This is a genomic window from Acinetobacter sp. ESL0695 (assembly GCF_029392135.1).
In the GTDB taxonomy this organism is placed as follows: domain Bacteria; phylum Pseudomonadota; class Gammaproteobacteria; order Pseudomonadales; family Moraxellaceae; genus Acinetobacter; species Acinetobacter pollinis.
The window spans coordinates 810,231-828,580 of sequence record NZ_CP113932.1 but is presented as its reverse complement, the minus strand read 5'-3'; the positions used below and the strand labels follow the sequence as shown (position 1 = coordinate 828,580).

The 18,350-nt window shown below is 37.4% G+C and carries 19 protein-coding genes; 11 read left to right on the top strand and 8 right to left on the bottom strand.

Annotation, left to right across the window (positions count from 1 at the left end):
• The 3 genes from tolA to pal all read left to right on the top strand — a co-directional run bounded on the left by tolA (window position 1) and on the right by pal (window position 3,453).
• A complete protein-coding gene (gene tolA, locus OZX61_RS03940) occupies window positions 1-1,464 on the top strand; it encodes a cell envelope integrity protein TolA (protein ID WP_277095386.1) in 1,464 nt (487 codons plus the stop codon).
• A 93-nt stretch (window positions 1,465-1,557) separates the two neighbouring features.
• Complete coding sequence (gene tolB, locus OZX61_RS03935; protein WP_195772486.1) at window positions 1,558-2,844, top strand: Tol-Pal system beta propeller repeat protein TolB; 1,287 nt, start codon at window positions 1,558-1,560, stop codon at window positions 2,842-2,844.
• A gap of 36 nt (window positions 2,845-2,880) precedes the next feature.
• The gene (gene pal, locus OZX61_RS03930) at window positions 2,881-3,453 is read left to right on the top strand and encodes a peptidoglycan-associated lipoprotein Pal (protein ID WP_195772485.1); all 573 of its coding nucleotides are present in this window, start codon (window positions 2,881-2,883) and stop codon (window positions 3,451-3,453) included.
• Between the two features lie 31 nt (window positions 3,454-3,484).
• On the opposite strand, the gene OZX61_RS03925 is transcribed toward pal, so the two are convergent.
• Window positions 3,485-3,688 (bottom strand): NF038105 family protein, encoded by a 204-nt coding sequence (locus tag OZX61_RS03925; protein ID WP_195772484.1) that lies wholly within the window; start codon window positions 3,686-3,688, stop codon window positions 3,485-3,487.
• Window positions 3,689-3,869: 181 nt separating this feature from the next.
• Between OZX61_RS03925 and OZX61_RS03920 the strand changes: the two genes are divergently transcribed.
• The 5 genes from OZX61_RS03920 (at window position 3,870) to OZX61_RS03900 (ending at window position 7,223) form a co-directional block, all read left to right on the top strand.
• Window positions 3,870-4,841 (top strand): class 1 fructose-bisphosphatase, encoded by a 972-nt coding sequence (locus tag OZX61_RS03920; protein WP_195772483.1) that lies wholly within the window; start codon window positions 3,870-3,872, stop codon window positions 4,839-4,841.
• A 63-nt stretch (window positions 4,842-4,904) separates the two neighbouring features.
• On the top strand, window positions 4,905-5,678 hold the full coding sequence (locus OZX61_RS03915) for an RNA methyltransferase (RefSeq protein WP_277095385.1): 774 nt from the start codon (window positions 4,905-4,907) through the stop codon (window positions 5,676-5,678).
• A gap of 145 nt (window positions 5,679-5,823) precedes the next feature.
• On the top strand, window positions 5,824-6,459 hold the full coding sequence (locus OZX61_RS03910; protein WP_195772481.1) for an RNA polymerase sigma factor: 636 nt from the start codon (window positions 5,824-5,826) through the stop codon (window positions 6,457-6,459).
• Window positions 6,452-6,787, top strand: coding sequence for a hypothetical protein (locus tag OZX61_RS03905; RefSeq protein WP_195772480.1), 336 nt, complete (start codon window positions 6,452-6,454; stop codon window positions 6,785-6,787). Before OZX61_RS03910 ends, OZX61_RS03905 begins: the two co-directional genes overlap by 8 nt.
• Complete coding sequence (locus tag OZX61_RS03900) at window positions 6,777-7,223, top strand: DUF3106 domain-containing protein (RefSeq protein WP_277095384.1); 447 nt, start codon at window positions 6,777-6,779, stop codon at window positions 7,221-7,223. The genes OZX61_RS03905 and OZX61_RS03900 overlap by 11 nt, the downstream gene beginning before the upstream one ends.
• Here the strand turns inward: OZX61_RS03900 and hda are convergent.
• Together hda and OZX61_RS03890 are read right to left on the bottom strand one after the other, a co-directional pair.
• Window positions 7,220-7,930, bottom strand: coding sequence for a DnaA regulatory inactivator Hda (gene hda, locus OZX61_RS03895; RefSeq protein ID WP_195772478.1), 711 nt, complete (start codon window positions 7,928-7,930; stop codon window positions 7,220-7,222). The two genes, OZX61_RS03900 and hda, sit on opposite strands and share 4 nt — an antisense overlap.
• Window positions 7,931-7,941: 11 nt before the next feature.
• On the bottom strand, window positions 7,942-9,123 hold the full coding sequence (locus tag OZX61_RS03890) for an AI-2E family transporter (RefSeq protein ID WP_195772477.1): 1,182 nt from the start codon (window positions 9,121-9,123) through the stop codon (window positions 7,942-7,944).
• 131 nt (window positions 9,124-9,254) lie between these two features.
• Here OZX61_RS03890 and purM point away from each other — a divergent pair, with 131 nt between their 5' ends.
• Together purM and purN are read left to right on the top strand one after the other, a co-directional pair.
• A complete protein-coding gene (purM, locus tag OZX61_RS03885; RefSeq protein ID WP_277095383.1) occupies window positions 9,255-10,325 on the top strand; it encodes a phosphoribosylformylglycinamidine cyclo-ligase in 1,071 nt (356 codons plus the stop codon).
• A complete protein-coding gene (gene purN / locus OZX61_RS03880; RefSeq protein WP_277095382.1) occupies window positions 10,322-10,954 on the top strand; it encodes a phosphoribosylglycinamide formyltransferase in 633 nt (210 codons plus the stop codon). Before purM ends, purN begins: the two co-directional genes overlap by 4 nt.
• Window positions 10,955-11,005: 51 nt before the next feature.
• Here the strand turns inward: purN and OZX61_RS03875 are convergent, their stop codons facing one another.
• On the bottom strand, window positions 11,006-12,022 hold the full coding sequence (locus OZX61_RS03875; RefSeq protein WP_277095381.1) for a S49 family peptidase: 1,017 nt from the start codon (window positions 12,020-12,022) through the stop codon (window positions 11,006-11,008).
• Window positions 12,023-12,151: 129 nt separating this feature from the next.
• Here OZX61_RS03875 and OZX61_RS03870 point away from each other — a divergent pair, with 129 nt between their 5' ends.
• Complete coding sequence (locus tag OZX61_RS03870) at window positions 12,152-13,093, top strand: lysophospholipid acyltransferase family protein (RefSeq protein WP_277095380.1); 942 nt, start codon at window positions 12,152-12,154, stop codon at window positions 13,091-13,093.
• Here OZX61_RS03870 and OZX61_RS03865 read toward each other — a convergent pair.
• From OZX61_RS03865 to OZX61_RS03850, 4 genes are all read right to left on the bottom strand, one after another.
• The gene (locus tag OZX61_RS03865; protein WP_277095379.1) at window positions 13,081-15,507 is read right to left on the bottom strand and encodes a DNA internalization-related competence protein ComEC/Rec2; all 2,427 of its coding nucleotides are present in this window, start codon (window positions 15,505-15,507) and stop codon (window positions 13,081-13,083) included. The genes OZX61_RS03870 and OZX61_RS03865 overlap by 13 nt on opposite strands.
• Before the next feature lie 41 nt (window positions 15,508-15,548).
• Window positions 15,549-16,226, bottom strand: coding sequence for a lipoprotein-releasing ABC transporter ATP-binding protein LolD (gene lolD / locus OZX61_RS03860; protein WP_195772471.1), 678 nt, complete (start codon window positions 16,224-16,226; stop codon window positions 15,549-15,551).
• Window positions 16,219-17,454 carry a lipoprotein-releasing ABC transporter permease subunit gene (locus OZX61_RS03855; protein ID WP_196337884.1) on the bottom strand — a complete coding sequence of 412 codons (1,236 nt, stop codon included), beginning with the start codon at window positions 17,452-17,454 and terminating at the stop codon, window positions 16,219-16,221. The genes lolD and OZX61_RS03855 overlap by 8 nt, the downstream gene beginning before the upstream one ends.
• Window positions 17,455-17,754: 300 nt before the next feature.
• Window positions 17,755-18,228, bottom strand: a complete 474-nt coding sequence (locus tag OZX61_RS03850) for a YaiI/YqxD family protein (RefSeq protein WP_277095627.1) — start codon at window positions 18,226-18,228, stop codon at window positions 17,755-17,757.
• Window positions 18,229-18,350 lie beyond the last annotated feature (122 nt).

Genomic DNA, 18,350 nt, shown 5'->3' with positions numbered 1-18,350 from the left:
ATGAAAAAATTTGATAAACAGCCATTTGATCAACAAAAAGCAAAGGCTATTGGATTTACACTAGGTGTACATGCGATAGCCTTGATTGGTTTACTTTATTTGGGTATGACTCCCCCACCAAAACCACCTAAAGAACTAAAAACCTATTTAGTTAGTGCCGATCAGATTGCAGATATAAATAACGAACAAAGTAGTCAAACTGTAAAAGAAACAGAGACTGCACCACCTGTAGCAGAAAATACACCCACACCCATCGATATAAACAAAGATCTAGCTGCGGAACAGGCTAAATCTGCTTTAGCTAAGCAAGTGATTGAGGAAAAAAAGAAAGAAGTTTTGCAAGCTAAAGAAAAAGCTATCGCTGAAGCCAAACAGAAAGAAGCTTTAGAAGCTGAAGCTAAAGAGAAAGCTACCGCTGAAGCCAAAGAAAAGGCCGCAGCAGAGGCTAAGCAAAAAGCTACTGAAGCCAAACACAAAGAAGCGCTTCAAGCAAAACAAAAAGCTGCCGCTGAAGCCAAAGAAAAGGCCGCAGCAGAGGCTAAGCAAAAAGCTACTGAAGCCAAACACCAAGAAGCGCTTCAAGCAAAACAAAAAGCTGCCGCTGAAGCCAAAGAAAAGGCCGCAGCAGAGGCTAAGCAAAAAGCTACTGAAGCCAAACACCAAGAAGCGCTTCAAGCAAAACAAAAAGCTGCCGCTGAAGCCAAAGAAAAGGCCGCAGCAGAGGCTAAGCAAAAAGCTACTGAAGCCAAACACCAAGAAGCGCTTCAAGCAAAACAAAAAGCTGCCGCTGAAGCCAAAGAAAAGGCCGCAGCAGAGGCTAAGCAAAAAGCTACTGAGGCCAAACATCAAGAAGCGCTTCAAGCAAAACAAAAAGCTGCCGCTGAAGCCAAAGAAAAGGCCGCAGCAGAGGCTAAGCAAAAAGCTACTGAAGCCAAACATCAAGAAGCGCTTCAAGCAAAACAAAAAGCTGCCGCTGAAGCCAAAGAAAAGGCCGCAGCAGAGGCTAAGCAAAAAGCTACTGAGGCCAAACATCAAGAAGCGCTTCAAGCAAAACAAAAAGCTGCCGCTGAAGCCAAAGAAAAGGCCGCAGCAGAGGCTAAGCAAAAAGCTACAGAAGCCAAAGAAAAAGCCGCAGCAGAAGCCAAGCAAAAAGCTGCTGAAGATGCTGCAAACAAAAAGGCAGAATCTCGTAAAATTGCATCTAATGCAAAAAGTGAGTTTACAAATAAAATTAAGAAAGTCTGGGATGTCCCTAGTGGTTCAAAAGGAAAAACTGCAAGTGTAAGAGTAACACTCAGTGATAGTGGTAGCGTCACCTCTGTACTCGTAAATTCAAGTGATCCAGATGTAAAAGCGAGTGTAGAAGCTGCTATTCGTCAAGCTGCCCCTTACCCAATGCCAAGTGACCCCGATGCAAGACGCGATGCGAGATCATTTAGTGCAACGTTTACAGCAAAACAATAGTTTATTGGTGTAACATCATTTAAATTCTTAAAGATAAAATGATGTTACTCTTAGATCATTTATTCAAAACCTCATTATATGTGCACAATAATTATGGAAATGAATCGTAAATCAGTATTGGCTTTAGTCATTTTAGCAGCATCTTGTAGCCCTGCTTTTATACAAACAGCATCCGCACAATTACATTTAGAAATTGCAAAAGCGCCAGAGTCTGCACCTAAAATTGCAATTGTGCCCTTTTCTACAGATCAAACAATTTATCCAATTGTTGAAAATGATTTAAACCACTCAGGACGCTTCACGAGTGCATCTCAAAACCTACCTGCAACGGCAGAGCTTGGGCAAATCAACGCAGATAACTGGAAAAATGCCAATATTCCTTATGTTGTTGTTGGTAAAGTTACTGCTATCGATGCAAATACCAACCAAATACACTACCAACTTTATGATGTAAATAATCAGAAATATTTACTCAATGAAGTACTTACTGCACCTGCTTCTCGTACTCGTCAGGCAGGTCATGCTATTAGTGATGCAATTTATCAAGCTTTGACTGGTGTACCTGGAAGCTTTAGTGGCAGAATTGCATATGTTCTAAGAAATTCTGCTACGCCTGCGCAACGTTACACCTTACAAATTGCCGATACAGATGGCGAAAGGCCATTTACTGTTCTGTCTTCTCACTACCCAATTCTTTCTCCAACATGGACACCAGATGGTAAAAAGATTGCTTACGTTTCATTTGAAACAAAGCGTCCTCGTATCTATCTACAAGATTTATCTACAGGTCAGCGCCAAGTCTTGACCCACTACCAAGGACTTAATGGAGCACCAAGCTTCTCTCCAGATGGTACATCAATGTTATTTACAGGTTCAATGGATGGTAATCCTGAAATCTATCAAATGAACCTTGCAACACATGCGATTGAACGTTTAACACGTGATACAGCCATTGATACAGAAGCACGATATGCACCAGATGGTAAATCATTTATCTTTACTTCTGATCGTGGTGGTTCTCCACAGATTTACCGCTATACATTTGCAGATGGTTCAACAAAGCGTATTACATTTAGAGGTGCATTTAATGCACGTAGTACCCTAAGTGCGGATGGAAAACGTCTAGCTATGGTAAGTCGACCAACAGGTAGTGATTACAAAATAGCAGTTCAAGATCTAACCAGTGGTGTTGTAAACATTCTTACACCAACGACTCTTGATGAGTCGCCAAGCTTTTCTCCAAATGGACAAATGGTTGTTTATGCGACTCAAGAAGGAAGCCGTGGATTACTATCTATCGTTTCATTGAATGGGCAATTTCGTATGAATTTGCCAAGCGAACAAGGAGAAGTACGCGAGCCTGCTTGGGCACCTAAATAACATGATGACGACCAATCTAAAGACATGGAAAATAATATGAAAGCTCAATATCTAATTATCCCCGTAATTGCTTCTGCACTACTATTTACAGGTTGTGCAAGTCGTAAACCAGCTACAGAATCAACAACAACACAAAATCCCTCTACAGCTGCACCTATTCCTGTAAATACCAACGGTTTAAGTGATGATGCAGCATTAGATGCAAAGAATCTCACAGGTGCTTCATCTAAGGGTGTTACTGCAGAAAATAAAGCTTTTCTTGCAAATCGTGTTGTACATTTCGACTTTGATAGTAGCTCAATCTCTCAACAGGATTATCAAACCCTCCAAGCTCATGCGCAATTCTTACAAGCAAATCCAACATCACATGTTGCACTTACAGGACATACCGATGAGCGTGGTACACGTGAGTACAATATGGCATTAGGTGAGCGTCGTGCAAAAGCTGTACAAAGTTACTTAGTTTCAATTGGTGTGGCTCCAAATCAACTTGAAGCTGTAAGCTATGGCAAAGAAATGCCTATTAACCCTGCACATACCCCTGAAGCATGGTCTGAGAACCGTAGAGTAGAAATTAACTACGAAGCTGTTCCACCACTATTACGTTAATAATAAAAAAGCGCTCACATTTGAGCGCTTTTTAGTCTAATTCAGTGGCTTTATCTATTAGTTTCATCTCTTTGCAAGATTGAACTGATTCAATGAGATCATGTTTATTAAAATTTTTATACTCGGGTTTTACAGCATAACCTTCCCAAGCAAGCTTTATACTTTCTTCTGAAATTTCATGTAAGTCTATAGCTTCAGACGGTGTTGGCATTTCATCAAATTTTTTTGTTGTCATGACTGTTTCCTCGCTAGGAAATGACTATTCTCTGTTAACATAGCACGTTATTTAAAGCTTGTAAGTATAAAAAATTGGTAATATGACGAAGAAAAATTTTCTTTTTCCTCAATCTCATCTAAAATAGCCAAGTTTTTATTTAGCCAAGAAAAAATTGCACAATTTTTGGAGCATTCGCATTATGTCAAACACAACCCTCTCCCACTATTTAAAACAAAAAACGGGAACTTTAACACCAGAATTGGCAAGTGTCATAGATTCAATCGCGCAGTGTTGCAAAGTGATCGACTACAACTTACAACAAGGTGCGATTGCCGGTATTCTTGGAAGTGCAGAACATGAAAATGTGCAAGGCGAAACACAGAAAAAGTTAGATATCTTTTCTAATCAGCAGTTCATTGATGCTTTACAAAAGCACCCAAATGTGGGTGCTTTTGCATCTGAAGAGCTTGAAGAATTCACACCTGCCCAAGAAAATGGTGAATATTTAGTATTATTTGATCCTTTAGATGGATCAAGCAATATCGATATCAACATGTGTGTTGGTACAATTTTTTCTGTACTTCCTGCTAAAAAAAGCATTCCAGACTTAGAAGATTTCATGCAACCTGGAACTGAACAAGTTGCTGCAGGCTATGTCATGTATGGTCCATCAACAATGCTTGCACTCACCTTTGGTGATGGTGTCATTCTCTTTACATACGATATCGATTTAAAAGAATTCGTTATTACACAAGAAAATGTCACTATTCCTGCACAAACACAAGAGTTTGCAATTAATGCATCTAACCAGCGCCACTGGGAAGTTGCCGTTCAACGATATGTAAATGAACTTTTAGAAGGAAAAACAGGTATCCGTGGTAAAGATTTTAACATGCGTTGGATTGCCTGCATGGTAGGTGATATTCATCGTATTTTAAGTCGTGGAGGTATTTTTATGTATCCTTATGATCTGAAAAATCCTGAAAAACCTGGACGCCTTCGCCTTATGTACGAAGCAAACCCAATGAGTATGCTTATTGAACAAGCAGGTGGTATCGCATCGACAGGTCGCATGAGAATTATGGAAGTAGTTCCTACAGGTCTTCACCAACGTGTACCGGTTATTTTAGGTGCAAAAGATGAAGTACAACTTGTAGAAAGCTATCACTGATCTTTCTAATTTAAAACTTAGATGTAAAATAGGTCATATTTTACATCTAAGTTGCAGCTTGCTATGTCCATCATTTACCTTGAATCTAAAGATAATGCCAAAATTAAGCATCTTCGAGCTTTAATTGAATTAAATAACTATCGTAAAAAACACGGACAGACTATTTTAGAGGGAACACATTTATGCCTTGCGTGGTTACACAGTCATAAAATCGCTTCTTTATTCACAACTGAGTCTGCTCTAGAACATATCGACTTAAAAAAAATACAACAACTCTACTCAGGTCATATCTTCATTCTAAGTGAAGTACTCTATCGTGACCTTAGCACCTTAGGTACTACCCTACCTTGTATTGCTGTTATCGATACTCCAAAACTAGATCAAAGTATTAATTTTAATATCGATACCCTTATTTTAGATGATGTACAAGATCCAGGAAATGTGGGCACACTCCTAAGATCGGCTGCAGCTGCAAATATTAAGCAAATCATTTGTACAAAAGGTGTAGCCTCTATCTGGTCACCTCGAGTATTACGTGCAGGTATGGGTGCACACTTTGCTTTACATTGTTTTGAAAATATTGATCTTCAAGATGTGATCTCAAATTTTAAAATTCCTGTTTATGTCACAAGCTCTCATGAACCTCAAAGCCTCTATGCGCAAGATTTGACAACACCCTGTGCATGGATTTTAGGTAATGAAGGACAAGGGGCATCGAACTATGCACTCAAGCATGCTCAAGCCGTAACCATTCCACAACCTGGAGGTCAAGAGTCACTAAATGTTGCGATTGCAGGTTCGATTTGTTTTTTTGAAATGGTTCGACAACGTCAATAAATTCGTGCATTTATTGTATAAAATATACTTACCATATTTGGAATTCATTTAAAATAGAAAAAATATTTCTATAGCATGTCAACCTATCCTATCTATTTAACGTTATATAGTTAAGTGTTTAATATTAAAAATAGGATGGGTATAAATGACGGGATACTCCATCTCTATGGACCGAACACCAAATGAGACTAAAAAATGTGAATTACAGCAAGGTGCATCTGTTGAACAACGTTTAAGGTTTTTTATGCAAGATGTCACAGGTCGTGCACTTGTCATGATGGAAACTGCGACGCAAAATCAACAAGGAATCGCAATGGATTTAGTACAAGAAGCATTTATTGCTTTGCATCGTGCTTATCCAGATCGAACTCTTGATGAATGGTACCCACTGTTTTATACAATTTTGAATCATAAACTACAAGACTGGCGCAGGAAAGAGAAACGCCAAAGCAGCCTATTTTCTTTCTTTAAGAAATCTAGCTCGGAAGATGAAATAGATGAAGAAATAAATATTCCCGATGAGCATCAAATTGAGCCTTCTACAGAATTGGTTCAAATTGCAACAATTGAAGAGATTAAAGAGGCTATCCAACACTTGCCAATAAGACAACAACAAGCGTTTATGCTGCGTGCGTGGGAAGGATTTAATACTCAAACCACCGCTCAAATTATGCAATGCTCAGAAGGTAGCGTCAAAACACACTACCATCGTGCAATACAAGGCTTGCGCCAAACACTATCCCATTTACATCCAGTACATGGAGGATCATCACATGAATAATAATGATGATTTTGCAAAAAATGTGAGTAAAAAATTAGACCAACTGGCTCACTCACATCAGAACAAACACCGTGTCATGCAACATGTTTTTACACAGATAGAGCGACCAACAAAACGTATCACGCCTATATGGAAAATGACTGGATTCGCATTGGCTGCGGTGGTAACAGGTTTCTTAGTATTCCCAAATGTTACAACGTTGTCTACAAAGGGACAGAACACTCAAACAATGATGAATACGAATACGACTAAACTTTCACCTCAAATGGTGGAAGACTTAGAAATGGTCATGGTTTTTGGCGAGGACACTCACTCACATGGAAGCTAAAAAAGTTGTACTGATGTGCAGTACATTTTTATTTTTACAAACCAGTTCTGCTAGTTTTGATCACTTTTGGCCGTTTTCACAGAAAAACCATATACCAACACCTACAGACGATAACTGGAATGAGCTTACGGTACAGCAACAAGAAACACTCTTACAGCGCTATCAAAGTATAAAAGATATTTCAGAGAGTCAACGTACTGCGTTACAGCAAAAAATGGATTGGTTTACACAACTTCCTGAAGAGGAACAACAAAAAATGCGGGAAGCTTGGCAGCAAATGAATAGCCAAGAGAGAAAACAAATGCGTATGCTTATGCAACAAGCAAAGACAAAAGAAGAAAGAGATACTATTCGAGAGGAATATATTCGCAAATATAGACCTTCCACAGAGCAAAATGATATAGATGCAGCGTCTATGCCCACAGAGAGTAATTAATTTGACTTATACTCATCAATAAAGGCATAGATTTGACGAAGTGTTGCATTCGATAACTTTGTCTTTTCACCTTTTAATAAGTTTTCTAACCTTTCTAAAATTTGCAAAAGTAATGCTGTTTTATGTGGACCATAATCGAGCAAATATTCGACAATCTGATGATCTAGAAGAATCCCACGGCGATTTAAAACTGACTGAATTAATGCAGCACGATCTTCGTATAAATTTCCATCGGGTAATCTTACACTTACAGCTTGCATTAAACGTGACTGTAAATCTGGAAGTTCTAATTTAAGTTCTATAGGCAAGTTTCTAGAAGAAAAAATGAGTTGCCCACCCTCTTGATTATTGTAATTAATTAAATGAAATACAGCCTTCTGCCAATGCTTTACCCCACTAATTGTTTCAATATCATCTAAAGCAACAAGATCGTATCTTTCCAAGGAAGTAATGGCTTCTATAGGCGCATCGAGCAATTCAAGTAATGACACATGTATTGCAGATTTTCCCAATTCTAAATAAGAGTCACAGATTGCAGACAATAAATGACTTTTCCCAATACCTGCATCTCCGTAAATATAAAATTGTTGTATTAACCCTGTGTGTAATTGACGCACTGCGTCAATTACACCACTCCAACTAGGACCAGAAAAGTCACTAATTTTTGCATCTAATTGAGGTTCAATATTTAACTGTAATTGACGCATTTAGATATGACCTACTCATTCTCTGAAGACTTTTTATTTTTTTCAGCATTTGGACGAACTTTAATTTCAACATCCTCAGATTGTATATGTATAGCATGATCTGAAGACATATCCATAAAGTCATGTTTTTGTCCATAGAGTGATGAATCTTCATAAAAGTCACGCACATGTTTTAATAAAACAACTAAAATTGCAGCGACAGGTAACGCGATCAACATACCTAAAATGCCACCAAGCTGTGCTCCAGCAAGAACAGCAAATACAACAGCAACAGGTGATAGACCTATTTTATCGCCCAAAAGGAATGGCTGTAGGATATACCCTTCGATCGCTTGACCAATCATAAATACAATTCCCACAAAAATAAGCTGCATCCAATCCACCCCGAATTGGAAAAAAGTTGCAGCAACTGCTGAGATAATACCCACAGCAAAACCCAAATAAGGAATGATGCTTGCTAAACCTGCAATCATTCCTATCATTAATCCAACTTCTAAACCAATGAGTTGAAGGCCAACGGCATAAACTAATCCGAGTAAAAACATCACTAGAAATTGTCCTTTAACAAATGCCCCTAGTACACTATGGCATTCTTTAACAATTTGTAAGGTTACACGCTCATAAGGCCGTGGAATTAAGCGATGCATTTGTTCTAGCATTCTGTTCCAATCTAGCAAAAAGTAAAATGAAATAATTGGAATAAGAACGACAGTCCCCCCCAACTGAATAAAATTCAAACCAGATTGTGCCAATCTCAGTACTAAACTCTGAATGCTATTTACACTATAATTCGTTTGCACGTACTGCATAATTGTATCGGTAATTTGGTTTGTATCAATAGACATTGGTTCTAAACGAAATGTTTTCGTTGTCCATGGTAAAACCGTATGATTAATCCAATGAATAACATTTGGAATGCCATCTCGTGCATAAATAACCTGTTTCCAAAGTACAGGAATAATATACCAAGTTGCAAAAAATACGCCTACACCTATACCAATAAATACAATACTTGTGGCCAACCACCGTGGTAATCCCATTTTAGCCAGTCTTCCAACAAGACCACTAAATAAATATGCAATTACAAAAGCGGCAATAAACGGAATAACCACTGGTTTGAGTATAAAAATTAACCAACCAAATAGCGCTAATCCAGCCAATATAAAAATTCGACTCAACGTACGATCAACCATTGCGACTCGCCTATTAGAATTTTGAAATATTTATAAGGATAATGCACTTAAAGATAACATTTTGTTGGATAAATAACATAACAGTTTCGTATATAGGTTATAATTGTGCGGGCAAAGCGGAGACTTCATACATGAGCAACTCAACTTCTAACCAAAATACCAGTTTAAGTTATAAAGATGCAGGCGTAGACATTGAGGCAGGTGATGCCCTTGTTGGTCGCATTAAATCAGTCGCAAAGCGTACAACTCGCCCAGAAGTAATGGGTGGGCTTGGTGGCTTTGGCGCACTATGCAAAATTCCAAAAGGCTATGAATCGCCTGTACTTGTATCTGGTACAGATGGCGTAGGTACAAAACTACGCCTCGCACTTAACCTTAAAAAGCATGACACTATCGGACAAGACCTCGTTGCAATGTGTGTAAACGATTTACTTGTTTGTGGTGCAGAGCCGCTTTTCTTTTTAGACTACTATGCAACAGGACACTTAAATGTAGATGTCGCTGCTGATGTTGTGACAGGCATTGGTAAAGGTTGCGAACTTGCAGGTTGTGCCCTTGTTGGTGGTGAAACTGCAGAAATGCCAGGTATGTATGAAGGTGAAGATTACGATCTTGCTGGATTCTCAGTAGGCGTTGTTGAAGAAAGTAAAATCATTGATGGTTCTAAAGTTAAGTCAGGTGATGTCCTTATTGGAATTGCTTCATCTGGTGCACATTCAAATGGTTATTCACTTTTACGTAAAATTTTAGATGTTAAAAATGTCGATTTAAATCAGACTGTAGATGGTCGTCCATTATCAGATGTTGTTATGGAACCTACTCGCATTTACGTAAAACCAATTTTAGAGCTTTATAAGCAAGTTGACCTCCATGCAATGGCACACATTACAGGCGGTGGCTTACCAGGAAATTTACCTCGTGTACTTCCTAATGGGGCTCAAGCTGTCATCAATGAATCATCATGGGAATGGCCAGAACTGTTCAAATTACTTCAACGTGAAGGAAATGTTGAACAATTTGAAATGTACCGTACCTTTAACTGTGGCGTAGGCATGGTTATTGCGCTTGCTAAAGACAATGCAGCGAAAGCAATTGAAATTTTAAATGCACACGGTGAAAAAGCATGGGAAATTGGCTACATTCAAGAGAATGAAGCTTCAGTTGAAGGTGCTGATGAAAAAATTCGTGTGATTTTCGAATGAAAAAAATTGCAGTATTAGTTTCCGGCAATGGCAGTAACTTGCAAGCCCTTATTGATGCAAACCTATCAGGTCAAATTGTTGGCGTACTTTCAAATAAAGCAAATGCATATGCTTTAGAACGTGCTGCCCAAGCCAATATTGCAACCCACGTTATTGAACACTGTAACTATTCAAGTCGCGAAGCCTTTGATGATGCAATGCATACACAGCTTTGTAACTGGAATGTAGATCTTGTCATTTTAGCCGGCTTTATGCGTATTTTAAGTGCCGATTTTGTCGAAAAGTGGGAAGGAAAAATGTTAAATATTCATCCTTCTCTACTACCCGCTTACAAAGGCATGCATACACATGAGCGTGTGCTTAGAACAGGAGACCATCTTCATGGTTGTACTGTTCATTTTGTAACGTCAGAGTTAGATGCAGGTCAAGCGATTGCACAAGGTGTAACGCATGTAATGCACAATGATACAGCAGACATATTGGCAAATCGGGTTCATAAACTTGAGCATATGATCTATCCGATCGTTACCGAATGGATCTGTACAGGAAAGTTAGTCTACAAAGATGCTCACCACATCGAGCTAGATGCAAAAAAACTAACAAAACCTGTTCAAATGTGTTCAATTTAATAAAGCTTTTATAAAAAAGCGCATCGAAAATGATGCGCTTTTTTTATGTTTTTACTGTAAGTTAATTTCTTGTTTTGTTTCAAGCTCTTTTGTTAAAGATGATGCAAAACCTTGTCCAACTTGTGCACCCATTTTACCTAAAAGAGATTCCAATGGATTATGCTCTACCGTGTAATTTACTGTTTTAGAAATCTTTAAAGTACGTTTTAACGTTTCAATATTTCCAGATTTATCAGCAATACCAATTTTTATTGCTTGACTACCAGACCAGAATAAACCAGAAAAAACACTAGGATCTGCATTTTTTAGACGATCGCCTCGTCCCTCTTTAACAGCATCAATAAAATGTTGATGTACATCGTCTAAAACACCCTGCACGTGCGCTTTTTGGGCTGGATTCACAGGTTTAGTCATGCTCAAAATATCTTTATTTGTACCAGCAGTCAGTGTTCTATCCTCCACACCTAGCTTTTGCGCTAAACCTGTTACGCCATAATTTGGCATAATTACCCCAATTGAGCCGACAAAACTTGAAGGATTTACCCAAATTTCACTTGCAGCCGAAGCAATATGATAAGCAGCCGAAGCCCCTATATCACCAATCACTGCATAGACTTTTTTATCTGGATATTCTTTCTCTAAATAACGAATTTCTTGCCAAATATTATTTGATTCAACTGGCGATCCTCCTGGGGAGTTAATATTCAGAACAACGGCCTTACTTGTAGTTGCTTTAAAAGCTGCCTTTAATGCTTTAATGGTATCTGCACTATTAACATCTTTACTGCTTGAACCAATCGTTCCTTGAATATCAACAACTGCTAAATGATCACCTACAGCTTTTTCACTTTCTCCATCTTTAGAGATAGAGCAACCTTTGACCAAAAAGAAAAGAATAATAAAAAGATAAATAAATGTTAAGCTTTTGAAGAAGATTCCCCACTTTCTTGTCTTTTTTTGCTCATCAACAGAGGACAAGACAACTTTTTCAAGTAAATCCCATTCATTACTTTTATTTTCTTGCTGATGATGAGATTGGTTTGTTGGTTTTGGTGGCCAATCGGACATTTATAAACACCCCGAATCGTTAAAATTACTGTATTATATACACTCAATTGATGAATGCTGTCTAATTTCTACATTTTCACTTATAATTCTGTATATGCACAAGAATTCTGAATACATTATCCTGATCTAATGTCAAACCATAAAGCAGACAGCTCCTCTACCTATCGTATACTTAAATTTATTAGTAAACAGCCATTGTATTTCACACGTGCATTTGCCCAGTGTCTTGCAACCATTGCAAACCATATTCATGTTTCTAAAACAGCAAAATCAGCCCATTTAAATATAAAAATTGCACTCCCTCATCTCGAGGAAGAACGAAGACGTATTATTATAAAACAAGCCATTAAAAATGAAATGATCTCTTATTTCGAGTTCTTCAATATTTGGGGTGCAACAAATCAGAAAAATATTCAGCGCATTCATCATGTCGAAGGTGAACACTTTTTTCACGAAGCGTTAGCAGAAGATAAAGGTTTAATTCTGATTGTCCCACATTTTGGTACATGGGAAATTATGAATGCATGGTTTGCACAATATACCAATATGACCATTATGTACAAACCAATTAAAAATTCTGAAGCAGACCGTTTTGTACGAGAAGCAAGAAGTCGTGAGAGTGCAACATTAGTACCTACAGATGAGTCGGGTGTTAGACAAATTTTTAAAGCATTAAAACAAGGTGGAACTACTGTTATTTTGCCCGACCATACGCCACATATCGGTGGGACTATGGTGGACTACTTTAATATTCCTTTAGCATCGAGCACACTATCTGCAAAATTAATTCAGAAAACTAAAGCACGTGCACTTTTTCTCTATGCAATTCGCAATGAGAATTTTGGGTTTAATATGGTCATTCAACCAGTGCACTCTTCTATTTATACATGTTCGGATATAGAGGGGACACAAAAAATTCATCGCATGATTGAAGCCCTTATAGAAAAACATCCTGAACATTATCATTGGAGCTATAAACGCTTTAAAGCACATCCTCAATTACATAATATTTATGATATTCCGCAAACAGAAGCACTCAAGAATATTCAAAGCCTCCGTCAGTTACGATAGGACTTTGACGTCATTTGACCATCATCAGTTGTGGAAATTTGAATCGTACCTTTTTCACTGGTTACCCAAAGAGGAATACCCAATCGTGTCAGCCTATCTTGAACTTCCATATGTGGATGCCCATAACGATTGTGATAGCCTGCAGATGCAATCGCAATTTTAGGATGATAGTGCGCTAAAAAATTTTCAGAAGAACTATATCTGCTTCCATGGTGTCCTAACACCAGTACATCTACCGCTAAATTAGGATAAGCATCGATTAAACGCTGTTCTGTTTCCTGACCTGCATCAGCCATAATCAAAAAATTTAATGCTGGTACATCATTCTTTTTTTCATTTTTATAAGACACATATACAACACAAGAATACTCATTCGAATTATCTTTTGCCTTTCGCAAGCCATTTGCATCAGGAGATAGAACACGTAATTCCAAATGATCATAACGCATGAACTGCCCTTCATGGCACTGTGCGAAATTTTGAATCCCTTCTAAATCATTAGGTTCAATATTACTCATGACATGTTTTATAGGAATATGCCGTTTAAGTGTTGAAAATGCACCACTATGATCTTGGTCTAAATGAGAGAGAATGACATGATCGAGTTGTGATATGCTATTTTTATTTAAAAATGGAAGTAAAACAGCCTGTGCTAAGCTAAATTGTGATTCATTAAAATTTCCACCTGTATCGATAAGAAAAGAGTAGTCGCTATACTCTATAAAAATAGACTGTCCCTGCCCAACATCAAGTACATAAAAATGAAAATTATTTTCATGTTTGAGCGGTAAAATAAGCGGTAAGAGACAAATAAATGACCAAGCTTTCGGTATCGTTTTCTTAGGGAGAAATAATATAAATAATGAAAGTACCAATAGCGTAATCTGCAAATAATTAAATGGAATATAGCTTAAATTGAATGGTAACTTTTCTAAATAATTCAGTAATATAAGTAAAAAACTTAAAGTATAGTCCGCAAGCTGAAAAATATAATTACCTAATAATGGTGACATCTCATTAAAAATAGCTCCCCCAATAATAAGAGGCACAGCAACTGCGCCTAATAGAGGAATCGCAATTAAGTTACTCAATGGCGCAAACCATGAAATTTGATGAAAAAATATAATTGTTAACGGCAATAAAGCAATAAACACTTGCCATTGCGAAACAATAAACGGCACTACAATACGTTTAAAAAAATTTAAATGTATTTTCTTTTGTGCAATTTGATAAATGCGTATAAGTACAAAACATGCACCATAGGAAAGCCAAAATGCAGCAGAAAGTACGCTTAAAGGATCAAACCACAGCATCACACTTGCACTAAATAAAACAATTAAAAAAGCAGATACTTTTTGTCTTATAAATAAACTTATTGTAATTGTCGTTACTGTAACGAGCGTACGAACTGCAGGGATTTCAAAACCAACAAATGCACAATAAAACAAGACCCCTAGCCAAAAAGGTATCGCTAAAACATATTGCTTAGGAATTCTTAAATATAAGTTTGGAACGATTAAACAGATTAAGGAATGTAATACCCAGGTAAGTATTCCAGAAAAGATAAGAATATGAGGGCCTGAAATCGCCAATAAATGACTAATACCCAAATATTGAAACTGTGTCTTTATACTATTCGGAGTTAGGCTTTCATCCCCTGTCAGAAGGGCGAGCAAAAGCCCTGAATATTTGAATGAAGATTTTGCAATCTGCTCACGATAATCAAGTCGCTTCTTCTCAATATTCACTCGCCAATGTGCATACCAATTGTTCTGAGATTGAGTGAACCATTCATAAGTAGGCTTCAATTCACTTTCAGTGATAGGGCTAATCTTTGTAATACGAAATGTGCCCATAATATTTTGAGAAGTAGACCATTTTTCCTTATCAAAGGCATACGGCGTTGCATAACCATGTATCCGATCTACATCCCCTTCTAACCAATAATAATTCCCTAACTTTAATGGATTATGTTTATACTTTTTTAGAGGTAATGTTGTTCGCCAATAGCTGATTTCTGAAGCTAAATTTGGTGTAAAAACTTGTATGTCTTGTTGTATAAATTGATCCTTTATCTGATCGAGCTGATCAATATATACAAGTACTTTAACATTCGCTTTCTCCAAAATACGATTTTTCAACCGCTCCTGAAATGAATAGTGCATATTCGTTTGTGCAAATAAAAAAACCATACCAGATGCACAAACAAGACGACTTATATAAAAAATAGTTTTTTGATAGGGTTTGAGTGAATCTATGCTCGACTGGATAATACAGAAAATACATAAGAATACGAAAGTTACAGCCAAAAGTATCGTATATGACATTGGCTTAATAAAGTATGTATTAACACCAATATGCCCCAAAACCCACGCAGAAAGTAAAAAATATCGCATTAAAACTAGATCAGACACATAAAATTAAAGCTCACATCGTGAGCTCTAATTATTATATATTATATCCAAATACCATCTTGCATGTGCAAAATCTTATCGGCAGATTGAGCTAGACCTTCGTCATGAGTCACAATAAGCATTGCCATGTTAAACTCTGCTTTTAGACTTTCTAGAAGTTCAAAAATTCCTTTAGCAGTATGTCGATCTAAATTACCTGTTGGCTCATCTGCTAGCATTACCTGCGGTGTGGTTACCAATGCACGCGCCAAAGCCACACGTTGGCGCTCTCCGCCTGAAAGCTCACCAGGCTTATGCGTTAATCGATGCGACAACCCTACTCGCTCAAGTAAATACTCTGCTTTTTCTTTCACTTCTTTGTATTGCGTGTTACTGCGTAACATTAGTGGCATGGCAACATTTTCAAGTGCACTAAACTCAGGTAATAAATGATGGAATTGATAAACAAACCCTAAATGAATATTACGTAAATTGCCTCGTTGTGTTTCATTTAAATTATCAAAACGACGATCATTTAGAAAAACTTCACCTTCTGTTGGTCGATCTAGACCACCTAAAACATGCAATAGCGTACTTTTACCAGAACCACTTGAACCCACAATAGATACAAACTCTCCAGCATGTACCTCAAGAGAAAGCCCCTTGAGCACATCAACATGTGACTTCCCATCACTAAAAGTTTTCGAAATATTTTTTGCTTCTAATACAATATTACTCATAACGTAATGCCTCCGCAGGTTGCACCTTAGATGCACGCAATGCAGGATAAATCGTCGCTAAGAAGCTTAAAATTAAAGATACACTCACAATAAGAACAACATCTTGCCAACGCAAGTAAGACGGTAAATAGTTAATAAAGTAAGCATCAAATAAATGCCAACCTAAACGAGTATTCAACCAATCAATAATATTACTAATACTTGTGGCAAGAATCACACCCAATACAGCACCAGCAATCGTACCTACAACGCCAATAATTGTCCCTTGAACCATAAAAATACGCGTAATCGTAGTAGGTGATGCACCCAAAGTTCTTAAAATTGCAATATCTGATTTTTTATCCGTAACGACCATAACTAATGACGATACAATATTAAATGCAGCAACCAATACAATTAAAAACAGCAAGAGGCTTACCATTGCTTTTTCCATTTGGATAGCACTAAATAAGTTTCCATGGGTATACGTCCAATCAGATGCATAGAACCCTTGTGGCAATTGATGAATAATGTTTTGGCTCACCTGAGGTGCTAAGAATAAATTATCTAATTTTAAACGGATTCCCTGTGCACCATCTGGTAAACGTAAGAGAGTGGATGCATCATACAAATTAATGTAACCCATGCTTGAGTCAACTTCTGCACCAATACTAAATATACCAACGATCTTAAAACGTTTAAATCGAGGCACAACCCCTGCAGGTGAAGGTGTTGCTTCAGGCAAAACCAATGTCACACTATCGTTTAACCCTAAGCCAAATGAATCTGCAAGTTGTTTCCCAATAACAATTCCAAAACTACCCTTGGTTAAATTATCTATACTTCCTGCCACCATATGATTTTGGATAATAGATACATTTTTTTCATATTTAGCATCAATACCCGTCACCATAAGACCTGAAACCTGTCCCTGCGCCGTAAGCATACCTTGTAGTTGTGTAAAAGGAGCTACGCCTGTTACATGCGCTTGTTTAGACACTTTATCCGCTAAATTTGGCCAATTGGTAATAATTTCATTAGAGGAGATTGTTGCCTGTGGCACCATTCCAAGCACACGTGTCTTTAGCTCTCGGTCAAATCCATTCATGACTGAAAGCACTGTAATTAATACAGCAACACCTAATGTGAGCCCAATCATAGAAACAAGAGCAATAAAAGAAATAAAGTGATTACTACGCCTAGCGCGAGTATATCTCAGACCGATGTACAGCGAGATGGGTTTAAACATACGACCTAAATCCGAGTATTTATGAACAAATACAGCCACAATAATCGTAACTGTTTTTAAGATTTAATCATCAAATCTTTTATAAGAATATCGATCTCTCAAAGATACTCATAATTTCTTATTTCATCTTTCAGTCAAACGATTGTATAAGTATATCGTGGACTTAACGATTAATTTAAAAAGATCAATTAATTGGCAAAATCTTATCTTTATTTTCACAAAAATTAAACCTCATTAGGGATATGTTCTGACATTCAATTGTACAAAGCATGTTACCTGATGAGATTTTATGAAAATTTCTTAGAGTTTACGGCGTTTTTGTTTTTGAATGGTTTGATCTAAAGCACTCGAAAACTCGCGCTTATCTCTTTCACTTAGAGGTTTAGGCCCCCCAGTTTGTACACCTGCTCCACGTAATGTATCCATGTAGTCACGTAAATGTAATCTCGCTTTAATATTCGCTATGGTATAGATCTCACCTCTGGGGTGAATCGCCACACCTCCCTTTTCGATCACATCGGCAGCAAGTGGAATATCTTGAGTAATCACAATATCGCCTGCACACATTTGCTGAACAATTTCTTTGTCAGCCTGATCTGCACCACTCATGACTTGTAATGATTTAATGCGTACAGAAGGAGTAATTCCTAATGGCTGATTAGCAACAAAAATTACTTCAAGCAAGTAACGGTCAGATGCTTTAAAAATAATATCTCGATAGATTCTTGGTAGCGCATCTGCATCTACCCATAATTTAAAATTTAGCACATGAATAGGTCATTTAACAATTTAAGTCATTTTAACAATATCCCTCTATAAATGCCTCAGCGATTATTTAAATTAAATCGTAAAATGCGTTTAGCAGACACATAAATAAATAAATTTTACGAACTTTT

What these genes read in the sequence shown, in the direction of transcription:
- OZX61_RS03900 (WP_277095384.1), top strand. Translation starts at nt 6,777, where the DNA reads ATGGAAGCTAAAAAAGTTGTACTGATGTGCAGTACATTTTTATTTTTA.
- lolD (WP_195772471.1), bottom strand. Translation starts at nt 16,226, where the DNA reads ATGAGTAATATTGTATTAGAAGCAAAAAATATTTCGAAAACTTTTAGT.
- OZX61_RS03870 (WP_277095380.1), top strand. Translation starts at nt 12,152, where the DNA reads ATGTCAAACCATAAAGCAGACAGCTCCTCTACCTATCGTATACTTAAA.
- OZX61_RS03890 (WP_195772477.1), bottom strand. Translation starts at nt 9,123, where the DNA reads ATGGTTGATCGTACGTTGAGTCGAATTTTTATATTGGCTGGATTAGCG.
- tolA (WP_277095386.1), top strand. Translation starts at nt 1, where the DNA reads ATGAAAAAATTTGATAAACAGCCATTTGATCAACAAAAAGCAAAGGCT.
- tolB (WP_195772486.1), top strand. Translation starts at nt 1,558, where the DNA reads ATGGAAATGAATCGTAAATCAGTATTGGCTTTAGTCATTTTAGCAGCA.
- purM (WP_277095383.1), top strand. Translation starts at nt 9,255, where the DNA reads ATGAGCAACTCAACTTCTAACCAAAATACCAGTTTAAGTTATAAAGAT.
- OZX61_RS03920 (WP_195772483.1), top strand. Translation starts at nt 3,870, where the DNA reads ATGTCAAACACAACCCTCTCCCACTATTTAAAACAAAAAACGGGAACT.
- OZX61_RS03855 (WP_196337884.1), bottom strand. Translation starts at nt 17,454, where the DNA reads ATGTTTAAACCCATCTCGCTGTACATCGGTCTGAGATATACTCGCGCT.
- OZX61_RS03915 (WP_277095385.1), top strand. Translation starts at nt 4,905, where the DNA reads ATGTCCATCATTTACCTTGAATCTAAAGATAATGCCAAAATTAAGCAT.
- OZX61_RS03905 (WP_195772480.1), top strand. Translation starts at nt 6,452, where the DNA reads ATGAATAATAATGATGATTTTGCAAAAAATGTGAGTAAAAAATTAGAC.
- purN (WP_277095382.1), top strand. Translation starts at nt 10,322, where the DNA reads ATGAAAAAAATTGCAGTATTAGTTTCCGGCAATGGCAGTAACTTGCAA.
- hda (WP_195772478.1), bottom strand. Translation starts at nt 7,930, where the DNA reads ATGCGTCAATTACAGTTAAATATTGAACCTCAATTAGATGCAAAAATT.
- OZX61_RS03925 (WP_195772484.1), bottom strand. Translation starts at nt 3,688, where the DNA reads ATGACAACAAAAAAATTTGATGAAATGCCAACACCGTCTGAAGCTATA.
- OZX61_RS03875 (WP_277095381.1), bottom strand. Translation starts at nt 12,022, where the DNA reads ATGTCCGATTGGCCACCAAAACCAACAAACCAATCTCATCATCAGCAA.
- OZX61_RS03910 (WP_195772481.1), top strand. Translation starts at nt 5,824, where the DNA reads ATGACGGGATACTCCATCTCTATGGACCGAACACCAAATGAGACTAAA.
- pal (WP_195772485.1), top strand. Translation starts at nt 2,881, where the DNA reads ATGAAAGCTCAATATCTAATTATCCCCGTAATTGCTTCTGCACTACTA.